Raw genomic sequence first — 10,412 nt, 5'->3', positions numbered from 1 at the left:
CGAACGGCTCACAGATCACGGCCCTACGGGCTTCTATTGCGGGCGTTTTTGGCCAACCACACTGCGAATGCCAAAAATCCTCGAACTTGCGCCACTCTGCCTACAAAAACGCTTAAACAATCGGCCCGTAGAATGCCTCTGATTGGTCCGTTTATATCCTCAAGCTGTCTGCCAGGGAGAACTTTTGATGGTGCTTTTTCAGATCGTCCACGCTCGCCAAATGCACGTAACGCTGGGTCACGGACATGGACGTGTGACCCATCAAATTTTGGAGATACATGGGCTGGGCCCCCTGCTTAATCCACCAAGTGGCGGCGCTGTGACGTATGAGATGGGGAGTTACGTGCAATTTAACTCGCTCGCCAATCCGGGTAAGTATTCTTTCTACATTGCGCCGCTCAAGCATTCGACCGGATTTTTGACAGAAAAAGAGCTCTCCGGGAATGCGCTGGCGGTATTTGACCCAGTACAAGTGTAAAGCCCGGACCGTTTTCGTTCCTACCGGGACCACCCGTTCCTTGCGCCCCTTGCCGTATACCTTGAGTAGTCCCTGTTTGAGGTCAACATCGGCGATTTTAAGATTGGTAAGTTCCGAGAGACGAATGAGCGAATCCCAAAATACCAAGAGAATGGCAAAGTTCCGGTAGCCCGTAAAAATCCGTTTATTTGGGACGGAGAGGAGCTGCTCGATCTGTTCCGGCATGAGAATTGGCTTTAGTGTGTTTTCCGTTTTTATTAGGGAAACTTTGTCCATCGGATTGCCGTTGGACGACAACCCTTCCCGGGCCAAGAACCGGAAGAATACGCGAAGAACACGCAGTCGGCCATTCACGGTATGGTCGGAGACTCGATCCTTCAAGGACATGATGTAATCCTGAATTACGGCACGGTTGACTCCCTCCAGTCGAATTTTGCGCACTTTTAGAAATAAGTAAAAGTTCATCAAGCGCTCTCCGTACCCCCGCAGGGTATTGGGGGATAAATTTCGGACCTTGCAGTCGTAGTAGAACTGCTCAGCCAAGTCATGAAAACGCATATCGGTTGTATCGGCATCTCTCAAAAGTTCCGCAAAGAAATCAGGCGACATTTTTTGGCTCCTCCTCTGGTCAAAGTAAAAGACGTCGTTGTCGCCTAACTCGTTGTGTGGGTGAATATTGAACTGCACGCCGGGGGCTAAAAAATGCGCCATGGAGGACTCGAACCTCCGACCCGCTGATTAAGAGTCAGCTGCTCTACCAACTGAGCTAATGGCGCAAAATTTTTGGATTGGTTTTTAGTCTCTAATCTCTAATCTCCAATCTCGGTATCATCTGAGGGTGGGTGGGATCGAACCACCGACCTCCTGCTTAAAAGGCAGATGCTCTACCACTGAGCTACACCCCCAGTTGTAAACGGGAAAAACTTCCCGCCTGCAAGGGTTTTCAACAAACGCCGACCCGGGCACGCTTTCCACGGACGCGGGAGGGACTAACCGAATATAGAAATCAACCGAAAAGCGTCAACTGGTTTCGTTTGCCATGCAAATCGAAATTTTTTCATCCTCCACATAATCCATTGGGCTGCCGATACTAATTAGGCATCCGATTTTGCTTGCGGGAGCGCCGTAAAAAGGCGTATTTTCAGCTACGCCCGAAGATTTGGGCGGTATAAGAAAGTATAAAGGAGGGAATATGAAAAGGATGAAACTTTTTGCGGTTTTGATGCTGGCGGCCTTTTTGGTTTTCGGCTGCGGCAAGAAAAACGAAGAACAGCAAGCCGGGACGGAAACGACCCAGACCATGGATGAGTCGTTCGGCCAGAGCACCGACCAGACAGCCACGACCACAGAGACCAAGCCGGCGGAAACCAAAACCGAGCCGGCGCCGGTTAAAAAGAAAACGCCGCCCAAACCGAAGATGGTGAAGGTGACCATTCCTTCCGGCACGCCGCTCAAGGTCACCTTGAACGACACGCTCCAAACCAACGAAAACCAGGAAGGGGACTTGTTTACCGGCGTTTTGGCCGAGCCGGTGGAAATGGAAGGGAAGGTTTTGATTCCGGCCGGTTCCACCTGCTCGGGCGTCATCACCAAGCTGGTGAAGGGCGGCACGCTCAAAACCTCGCCGGAGATTGGCTTTGTGGTAACCGAAATCACCACCCCGAAGGGAAAAACCTACGAGGTGGAAGTGGACTCCATTTACAAGAAAGGAAAATCCCACACGGGGCGTGAAGTAGGTATGATTGGCGGCGGCGCAGCGGCCGGCGCCATCATCGGCGGAATCATCGGCAAGAAAAAGGGGGCTGCCATCGGCGCCGTGGCCGGCGCGGCGGCGGGCACCGGTGCGGCGGCCGCCACGGGACGGGAGAATTTGGTTTACCCGGCCGGGTTGACCTTGACTTTCAATTTGAACAAGCCGATGACCGTGACGGTTCCGGAAACGGAATTGACCCCGCCCACCTTCGAGACCAAAAAAGAGGTTTCAACCTCGAATTAATAAAAAAGAACTTTCAAAGCCCCGTTCGAACCAACCGGACGGGGCTTTTTTAATTCTCCGGAAAGGCCTTGGGAATTTCTTCCTGAATGAAGCGGGTGCGCTCCTCCACGAACAGCTTGCGCGCCAGCTTGAGACGGTCTTCCACCGTTTCCGATTCCAAAAGCTGCTGTTTGGTGGTCATCGGCGCGCTCAAAAGATGGGAGGCCAGAAACGAAAACCGGGCCGGGTCGCTCGGAAAGCGGAAGGGATAGACCGGCTCCAGCGTGAATATGGAAGCGAGCTGGACAAAATCGGAAAGCACCAGCCGCAAAATCTGGTCGGTCAAAAGGGCGGCATTCCGGTCCCCCTCCAGCTCCGGCAAAAAAACCACCTCGGCGGAAAGGTACGGCTCGGGCTCCAGCAGTTTGACGATTTTGAAGCGCCTTTGGCCCGAAACTATGATAAAAAGCTGCCCGTCATCCAGCCGTTCCGCCTTGATGATTTTGGCCTCCGTGCCGACTTCGAACGGCGCCGCGGACGGCCCGGCCTCCTCCCCTTCCTTGATTAAAACCACACCAAAGTTTCCGCTCCCCGCCAAACACTCCCCTACCATTTTTTTGTACCGCGGTTCAAAGATGCGCAAAGGCAGCGGCATCCCCGGAAAAAGGACGGTCTTTAGCGGAAAAATCGGCAGAAGCACCCTTTTGTATTTCACCCTCTTATCACCCTACTATATTATACGCTGTAAGATGCCTTCCGTAGGGGCTTGATTAACCTCCGGCCGGGCAGGCAAACCCCTGCAAAGGTCAGCAAGATTCGGGTTGTTTGCTTCTCCCAAAATCTTTCCTTTACTGCCGTATGTTCTATGAATCGGAAAAATTGGAGCGTATATTACCGAAAGGAAAGGGTATGGAAACTATGACAAATGGCTACCCCCGGCTCTCGGAAGATTACAAACGGATGGAGCGGGCCATCCTGTATCTGGAAGAAAACTACCACCGTCAGCCGGACTTAAAGGAAATTGCCCAAAGCGTTCATTTGAGCGAATTTCATTTCCAGCGGATTTTCACCCGCTGGGCGGGGGTCAGCCCCAAGAAGTTTATGCAGTTTTTGACCCTCGACTATGCCAAAAAGCTTTTGGAAGAGTCCAAAAGCGTGCTGGACGCCACCTACGAAGCCGGCCTTTCCAGCCCCGGGCGGCTGCATGATTTATTTGTGAATATTGAAGCGGTAACGCCGGGAGAATTCAAGCAAAAAGGGACCGGTTTGAAGATTTCCTATGGCATTCACCCCTCCCCCTTTGGCGAGTGCCTATTGGCCGTAACCGAGCGGGGTATCTGCGGGCTGTCGTTCATTGAAGACGGTAACTCGAAGAAGGCGCTGCAGTATCTCTGCGCCAACTGGCCCAATGCCCAGATTACCGAAAACCGGAAGGCAACCGCTTCCTATTTGGAGAAAATCTTCGGCGGCGCAAAGCGAAACGGAACGGCTTTGAAACTTTTCTTGAAAGGCACCAACTTTCAGATAAAGGTCTGGGAGGCGCTCTTGAAAATCCCGGCCGGATGCGTGGCCTCCTATGAGGAAATCGCCGCCCGGATTGGCAAACCGACCGCCTCCCGCGCCGTCGGCTCCGCCGTGGCCAATAATTACGTTGCCTATTTAATCCCTTGCCACCGGGTCATCCAGAAAATCGGCGCCTTTGGCAACTACCGCTGGGGCGTGCCGCGTAAGAAGGCGATGCTGGTCTGGGAGGCGGCCAAAACGGGGGCCGTTCAATCGGCCTCTGGATTATAGTCCCCCCTGCTAAAAATGCTTGACTTACTCTCCTTCGTAGTTACTTTTTTCTGAATGAAGGATTAACCTGTTCAAAAAAAAGGAGACCTCGATGAGACAATTTAAGCTCGCTTGCCTGTTGGGAATATCTTTAATTCTCGGTTCAACGGCTTCGGCAGCGGTACCGGCTTTGGTCAATTTTCAAGGGATTTTGCGTGATTCCACTGGAAACCCGGTGCCGGACGGCTCGTATACCGTCACATTCAGAATTTACACGGATTCAACAGCGGGGTCTTTGCTCTGGGATGAAACCCAGACCGTCACCACGACAAATGGCCTTTATAACGTTTTGTTGGGGAATCTCTTTCCGCTGGATGCCTCCGTTTTTATAGGATTTTCCCCCGTATTCTATTTAGGTACTGCTGTCGGTTCCGATCCGGAAATGTCCCCCCGTACTCGGCTTACCAGCACTCCCTTCGCTTTGATTTCAATCCGCTCCAATTACGTCGGCACCATACAGGGAGCAACTGGTGGGTCCGTAAGCGGCGATGTGGCCATCGGCGGCAATCTGTCTACAACCGGCAATGTCGGCATCGGCACAACCACTCCCTCGGAGCTGCTGGATGTGAGGGGAAATGTTAAAATTGGAAACGCGGGACAATGGTTTGCAGCCGGCGGCGATGAAAATCTAAGAATTATCCGGGGGTCTGTTTCCGATTCCGGCACTATCGATGCCGGTTCGGGCTTTACTGTTTTTAGACCGAACCCCGGAATATACGTCATCTCGTTTACGACACCTTTTTCCGGGGTTCCCACCCCCGTTGTTTCCAAATCGCTGGCAGTTGGAGGACCCGGTACGATCGCTACTCACTCAGCGACAGCAACATCCTTTATCGTGGAAACTCGTAATGATTCCCAAGCTTTTAACGATGCTCCGTTTTATTTTATCGTGGCGGGACCGAGATGATTCGCTAACTACAAAAATAAGAGAAAAAATTATGATCAAATTCAAAATCGTACCCCTATCGAAAGAATTTGCCGACCGGATTCGCAAGTCAAAAAAAGACCAGTTCGGCAATGAGGTGATGGAACAACTGGCCACCGGGTATGGTCCTTGCAGGGTTTCCCTCTCTCCTTTTGTGCCGGGAACCGACCGGCGTTTGGTTTTCAGCCATTCGCCGTTCGAAAAACAGAACGCCTACAACCAAAACGGCCCCATCTTCATCCACGCCAAGGAGGTGGAGCCGTACGGCGATATCCACCGCTTTCCCCCGGCCATAAAAGCCGACCCGGAAAACTTCCCGCTTACCCTGATTGGCTACAGCCGCGACCAGCAGATGGTGTTCACCAAATTGGTGGGAGATGCCGACGTGGACGAGCTTATCGTCCAAATTTTCGAGGAAAACCCCAACGTGGAATTCCTCCACGCCCGCAACGCCGAAGCCGGCTGTTTTATCTGCAAAATCGAACGGGCGTAAATGCGCCTACTCACATTTCGCCGCTTACTTCCGTATATTCATATAGAGGATATTATGAAGAAGCTTCTGATAATGCTCATAAGTTTTGTGATCCTCCCAACGCTCGTTTCTTCTGGCCTTACCAACGAACTCAGGGGTCATGTAACCGACCGAGTAACGGCAACAGTAATAGCTGGAGCCAAAGTTCAACTTATGAAAAGTGGACAAGCAACCAATTATCAAACCGCTACCGATTTTGAGGGTAATTTCTCAATTGTAAACATACCCCCAGATTCCTATGACGTTGTGATTTTCCATCCCAATTATGAAACAAAAGAAATCAAGAATATTAAGATTACCGACGGCATTGTTACCGGTTTTTCATACGGTTATTTGGCAATGGAGCCTATCAAAATCCTGCCGAATGAAAATGTAGCTTTTCGGCAATTGAAAAAAACTATGCCTTTAAACCAAGGGGATATATTATTGGGGCCTTTTCCTCTCTCTTCCGGTTTTTATTTTGATAGCACGCAAAGTAGCCAATATAAACGTGGTCGCCAAGTCAGAGGTCAAGTTTTGGAGAAAAAAACGAAGGAACCAGTAATCGGAGCGCGAATCCATTTATTTCTTTACGATGGAACATCAACAAAGCTGAGTGCCATAACCGATATCAAAGGCAATTTTCTAATTTTGAACCTTCCTCCCGGAACCTATCAGCTTGAAATTAGCTATGGGCCATCATTTGTGAAACAGTTAATTAAAAATGTGAAAGTTGAAGATGACCGTATTTTTGAAACAGGCATTATTTATATGGAAGAAAAAGCTGTCGAAGGTGACACTCTCATCCTCCCCAGTGGGAATCGGTCTTATTAGCTAAAATTGCCCAATGGGATTCATCTGCAGATTTAAAGAGGCGGCTCTTGCGAGCCGCCTCTTTTTTGACCTCTCCCTTGCTCCCTCTCCGACACGGAGAGGGATGAAAAACTAAACGCCGACCAGTTTGCCTTTGGCAGTCTTCTTGCCATTGGCTTTGTGGCCGTTGCCGTTCATGGCGTGTTTTTTGGTGCCCAGCTTCTGCAGGGCGATTTCCGCCGCCCGCTCGCCGGAAAGAAGCATCGCGCCGAAGGTCGGGCCCATCCGCGGCACCTGAAACACGGTGCAAACCGCCACGCCGGAGACAATCAAACCGGGATGAACTTCCACGGTGTTTTCCACCACCAAGTCCTCCGATTTTTCCACCCACATTCCGGAATAGGTCTTGTTGGTGATGATGCCCCGCTTGGCCAAGGATTCAACAACCACGGCATCGTGCCCGGAGGCATCGATGACCAACTCGGATTCGAGCGCCACCGGGTCCACGCAGGTGATGGCCCGCGGCAGGGCATACACAGGCGTCCAGTTGATGACCGCCCCGGCGACGCGGTTATTTTCGCGCAGCACCACGTCATCAAACTTGGTCAAGTTGATGATTTTGACTCCCGCGTCGCAGGCCGAAGCAATCAGCTTGGAGCAGGCGTGCGGGCCGGAGGCGATGTAAAGCCCTTCGGTCGCTTCTTCATACGGGCAGCCGATTTCGTCCAGAATCCTTTGGGCCGGACGGCGCACGGTGACGCCGTTCATAAAGTAGCCGCCAATCCAGAAGCCGCCGCCGAGGTAATTGTTCGCCTCGACGATTAGGACTTTTTTGCCGGCCTGGGCCAGCCGCCGGCCGGCGACCAATCCGGAAGGCCCGGCGCCGATGATGATGACGTCGGTATGGATGTGGTCGGTGAATTCGGCATACCATTTGTCCACGATGGCCTTTGTTACCTGGCCTTCGGAGACGGGGGCAAAACGGTTCATATCTGTTCCTCCTTTATTGGGTTTCGTTTTCATTTCCGATGACAAAACCGCACCCCCAATCTGGTTGGCCCAACTTGGAGGTGCGGCTTCATCCCTACGCTGGCATTACCCAGATCAGGTTCTAAGGGTATATCTCAGGCCTGATTTCTCCCGGGCCACCCCTGTCCTTAATATTTTACCCGATTTGGAAGAAAAGGTCAAGCCCTATTTGGCCGGACTTGACACGAGGTTGAAATTATCGCAAACGGCGCGGCCGGGGCCGGTTGACCCGTCCGAAAGGTTCCTGGCTTTTGGGGGGTTCCTTTTTCAAGCGGGAAACAAAGGCCATCTCCCCACCGTCAAAATCCGGCAGAATCACCCGTGGGAGCGCTTCTCCAAGAGCCATCTCGATGTCGGAAAGCTGTCCCAACTCTTGCAGTGAAACCAAACTGAAAGCGTCTCCCTTGGTTTGCATCCGGGCGGTGCGGCCTACGCGGTGGATGTAATCCTCCGGCGTGGCGGGGAGGTCGTAGTTGATGACGTGGGAGATTTTTTCCACGTCCAAACCCCGGGCGGCAATATCGGTGGCCACCAAAAGCTGAAATTTCCCCCGGCGGAAACCCTCGAGGGCGGCCACCCGCTGCCCCTGTGTCCGGTCGCCGTGCAAAAGCCCGACGCCGTATCCTTCCTGCAAAAGCCGCCGGGCCAGCCGCTCGGCGCGGTGCTTGGTGCGGGTGAAAATCAAAACGGAGGGCATCTTCGCCTGTGCCAAAAGATGCAGAAGCAAATCGGTCTTCCGCTCCTGTCGCACGGGATAGATGGCGTGGGTGATGCCGACCGGCAGAACGGTCGGCTGTTCGTGCTGGGCGGAGACCCGCACGGGGTCGGTCAATAGCTGATGGGCCAAACGGGCGACCCCGTCCGAAATAGTGGCGGAAAAAAGCAGCGTCTGCCGTTTCTTCGGCAGGGCGGAAACAATTCTCCGCACGTCCGGATAAAATCCCATATCCAGCATCCGGTCGGCTTCGTCCAGAACGAGAAAAGAAAGCTTGTCGAACCGGGTGTGGTGCTGTTGGTGGTGGTCCAAAAGCCGCCCCGGCGTCGCGATAATGATATCCACTCCCCCCTTCAAGGCCTCCTCCTGCGGAACATAGCCGACCCCCCCGTACACCGGAAAGGAGGAAATTCCGAGCGGCTTGCAGAATTGCTTGGCGACCGTGTCCACCTGCAGGGCCAGCTCCCGGGTCGGAACCAAAACCAGAACGCGGGTGCCGCCGGTTTTCTTCTCATCCAAAAGTTTGGTAATGATGGGCAAAAGAAAGGCGGCCGTTTTGCCGGAGCCGGTTTCGGCCGAGGCGATGACGTCCCGGCCGGAGAGTACCGCCGGTATTGCCTGGGCTTGAATGGGGGTCGGTTGGGCAAAGTTGTATTTTTTATAAAGCGGAGCAAATTTGGGGGAGAGACCGAGCGCGTCAAAAGGCATCAGGACTTCCCCGCTTCAGCGATGGAGGCCTCGTTTTTCTGCGAAACAACATTCGTCGGAACACCCGGTTTATTCAAGGTTAGGTCCCCACCGTGGGGTTTCCTCCGAATATAGGCATCCTCCCGCTTGCCGATGCGCGACCGTAAAATCACGTCCGCCAAAGGCAGCACCACATTGAAGTTTTTGTACTGGAAAAGATGGTGCAGCCGGTGATGCCGGTCCAGAAAGCGAAAGGCGGTTGTTTTCTCAATCCAGCGCTCTCCCGGAACATGCATCAGCCAATGCAGGGTCTCATACGCCGTGTAATAGACGGCCAACGCCGTCAAGCCGGGCCAGAAAACGGGAAAATCGGCCGCTTTTTGCAGAAAATACAAAACCGGCAGGTGCAAGCCGATTAAAACCGGTGCATTCCACCAACTGAAGGTCACCTTGTCCTTGTGCGCCTCTTCCTGCAGGTGATACCCCTCGAAGGCGTTGAAGATGTGATGATGGGTCAGGGTGTGCGTGCGGAACGGGTAGTCGAAAAACGGCAGCGGGCGATGCAGCAAAAAACGGTGCAGGGTCCATTCGAAAAATGAAGCGTACACAACGGCGGCGGCAAAAACCGCCGCTCCGAAAACGATGCTGGCCAAACCGGCCTCCTCTCAATCCCGCTCGGGCACAGGCCGAAGCGGCAGGGGCCGGTGGGATTTTTTAATTGCCAGTAATCCTATGGAGGGGCTCTCCCCTCCCAACAATCGCCAATATACTCTATATCGGCCAATTCGGCAAAGGTTTTAATTGACCAATTTATTTTGCATTGTATATTGCCAGCTTATGTTTTTGAAAAAAGAAACGTCGCACCTCCCGGGCAAACGGAGCCGATAGATGCGCGGCCGGTACATGTGGATGCTCGTCTTGACCGCCGTTTTGACGGTGGCGGCGCTTTTTTCGCTTTATCCCACCGTCAAGGTTTGGACCATGTCGCCGGAGGAAAAACAGAAACTGGCGGCCGATCCGGACTACATCAACACCGAACGAAAGGCGATCAAACTGGGGCTGGACTTGCGCGGCGGCATGCGCGTGGTTATGGAGGTGGACAAATCCAAGCTTTCCCCCGCAGAAGCGGGCGATGCGGTCGACCGGGCCTTGGAAATCATCCGCAACCGGGTGGACAAGTTCGGCGTGGCCGAACCCTTGATTCAAAAACAGGGGCAGGACCGGATTGTGGTGGAACTTCCCGGCATCACCGATCGGGCCCGCGCGACCGCCCTGATCGGCCAGACCGCCCAGTTGGAGTTCAAGCTTTTGGAACCGGCCGAGAACCTGCAGGGGATTGTCGACCGCATTGACCGGGCGCTGCAAACCGAAAAACCGGCGGAGGCCAAACCCAAGCCGAAACCGGCGACCGATATCTTTGGCCAGGCTTCGCAGGATACGGCGGCC

The 10,412-nt window shown here is 53.3% G+C and carries 11 protein-coding genes, 2 tRNA genes and 1 riboswitch; of the genes, 6 read left to right on the top strand and 7 right to left on the bottom strand.

What is annotated here, in order from left to right; genetic code table 11:
• Positions 1-151: 151 nt before the first annotated feature.
• The 3 genes from VNL73_00065 to VNL73_00055 form a co-directional block, all read right to left on the bottom strand.
• Positions 152-1,189 carry a tyrosine-type recombinase/integrase gene (locus VNL73_00065; protein HXF47806.1) on the bottom strand — a complete coding sequence of 346 codons (1,038 nt, stop codon included), beginning with the start codon at positions 1,187-1,189 and terminating at the stop codon, positions 152-154.
• Positions 1,182-1,254: transfer RNA gene (locus tag VNL73_00060), tRNA-Lys, on the bottom strand. Before VNL73_00060 ends, VNL73_00065 begins: the two co-directional genes overlap by 8 nt.
• Before the next feature lie 57 nt (positions 1,255-1,311).
• A tRNA-Lys gene (locus tag VNL73_00055) sits at positions 1,312-1,383 on the bottom strand.
• Positions 1,384-1,670: 287 nt separating this feature from the next.
• Here VNL73_00055 and VNL73_00050 point away from each other — a divergent pair.
• Positions 1,671-2,474: a hypothetical protein gene (locus tag VNL73_00050; GenBank protein ID HXF47805.1), complete on the top strand. Its 804-nt coding sequence runs from the start codon at positions 1,671-1,673 to the stop codon at positions 2,472-2,474.
• Positions 2,475-2,523: 49 nt separating this feature from the next.
• Here VNL73_00050 and VNL73_00045 read toward each other — a convergent pair whose 3' ends face one another.
• The gene (locus VNL73_00045; GenBank protein ID HXF47804.1) at positions 2,524-3,168 is read right to left on the bottom strand and encodes an LON peptidase substrate-binding domain-containing protein; all 645 of its coding nucleotides are present in this window, start codon (positions 3,166-3,168) and stop codon (positions 2,524-2,526) included.
• A gap of 194 nt (positions 3,169-3,362) precedes the next feature.
• Between VNL73_00045 and VNL73_00040 the strand changes: the two genes are divergently transcribed.
• From VNL73_00040 to VNL73_00025, 4 genes are all read left to right on the top strand, one after another.
• Positions 3,363-4,247: a methylated-DNA--[protein]-cysteine S-methyltransferase gene (locus tag VNL73_00040; protein ID HXF47803.1), complete on the top strand. Its 885-nt coding sequence runs from the start codon at positions 3,363-3,365 to the stop codon at positions 4,245-4,247.
• Between the two features lie 91 nt (positions 4,248-4,338).
• The gene (locus tag VNL73_00035; GenBank protein HXF47802.1) at positions 4,339-5,193 is read left to right on the top strand and encodes a hypothetical protein; all 855 of its coding nucleotides are present in this window, start codon (positions 4,339-4,341) and stop codon (positions 5,191-5,193) included.
• A gap of 31 nt (positions 5,194-5,224) precedes the next feature.
• Positions 5,225-5,704, top strand: a complete 480-nt coding sequence (locus VNL73_00030; GenBank protein HXF47801.1) for a DUF1203 domain-containing protein — start codon at positions 5,225-5,227, stop codon at positions 5,702-5,704.
• Positions 5,705-5,758: 54 nt separating this feature from the next.
• Complete coding sequence (locus VNL73_00025; protein HXF47800.1) at positions 5,759-6,556, top strand: carboxypeptidase regulatory-like domain-containing protein; 798 nt, start codon at positions 5,759-5,761, stop codon at positions 6,554-6,556.
• Positions 6,557-6,667: 111 nt separating this feature from the next.
• On the opposite strand, the gene VNL73_00020 is transcribed toward VNL73_00025, so the two are convergent.
• The 3 genes from VNL73_00020 to VNL73_00010 all read right to left on the bottom strand — a co-directional run bounded on the left by VNL73_00020 (position 6,668) and on the right by VNL73_00010 (position 9,619).
• Positions 6,668-7,525 carry a sulfide-dependent adenosine diphosphate thiazole synthase gene (locus tag VNL73_00020; protein ID HXF47799.1) on the bottom strand — a complete coding sequence of 286 codons (858 nt, stop codon included), beginning with the start codon at positions 7,523-7,525 and terminating at the stop codon, positions 6,668-6,670.
• A gap of 73 nt (positions 7,526-7,598) precedes the next feature.
• Positions 7,599-7,698, bottom strand: a riboswitch (TPP riboswitch).
• A gap of 62 nt (positions 7,699-7,760) precedes the next feature.
• On the bottom strand, positions 7,761-8,987 hold the full coding sequence (locus VNL73_00015) for a DEAD/DEAH box helicase (GenBank protein HXF47798.1): 1,227 nt from the start codon (positions 8,985-8,987) through the stop codon (positions 7,761-7,763).
• Complete coding sequence (locus VNL73_00010) at positions 8,987-9,619, bottom strand: fatty acid hydroxylase (protein ID HXF47797.1); 633 nt, start codon at positions 9,617-9,619, stop codon at positions 8,987-8,989. The genes VNL73_00015 and VNL73_00010 overlap by 1 nt, the downstream gene beginning before the upstream one ends.
• Positions 9,620-9,854: 235 nt before the next feature.
• On the opposite strand from VNL73_00010, the gene VNL73_00005 reads away from it, so the two are divergent.
• A partial coding sequence (locus VNL73_00005) for a hypothetical protein (GenBank protein HXF47796.1) occupies positions 9,855-10,412 on the top strand: 558 nt, incomplete at its 3' end.

The sequence above is a fragment of the Verrucomicrobiia bacterium genome, from assembly GCA_035574275.1.
Classification (GTDB): domain Bacteria; phylum Zixibacteria; class MSB-5A5; order DSPP01; family DSPP01; genus DSPP01.
Note: the sequence above shows the minus strand (reverse complement) of the source record. Positions and strands in the feature narration are given on the sequence as shown.

What these genes read in the sequence shown, in the direction of transcription:
- VNL73_00065 (HXF47806.1), bottom strand. Translation starts at nt 1,189, where the DNA reads ATGGCGCATTTTTTAGCCCCCGGCGTGCAGTTCAATATTCACCCACAC.
- VNL73_00050 (HXF47805.1), top strand. Translation starts at nt 1,671, where the DNA reads ATGAAAAGGATGAAACTTTTTGCGGTTTTGATGCTGGCGGCCTTTTTG.
- VNL73_00040 (HXF47803.1), top strand. Translation starts at nt 3,363, where the DNA reads ATGGAAACTATGACAAATGGCTACCCCCGGCTCTCGGAAGATTACAAA.
- VNL73_00035 (HXF47802.1), top strand. Translation starts at nt 4,339, where the DNA reads ATGAGACAATTTAAGCTCGCTTGCCTGTTGGGAATATCTTTAATTCTC.
- VNL73_00030 (HXF47801.1), top strand. Translation starts at nt 5,225, where the DNA reads ATGATCAAATTCAAAATCGTACCCCTATCGAAAGAATTTGCCGACCGG.
- VNL73_00025 (HXF47800.1), top strand. Translation starts at nt 5,759, where the DNA reads ATGAAGAAGCTTCTGATAATGCTCATAAGTTTTGTGATCCTCCCAACG.
- VNL73_00020 (HXF47799.1), bottom strand. Translation starts at nt 7,525, where the DNA reads ATGAACCGTTTTGCCCCCGTCTCCGAAGGCCAGGTAACAAAGGCCATC.
- VNL73_00015 (HXF47798.1), bottom strand. Translation starts at nt 8,987, where the DNA reads ATGCCTTTTGACGCGCTCGGTCTCTCCCCCAAATTTGCTCCGCTTTAT.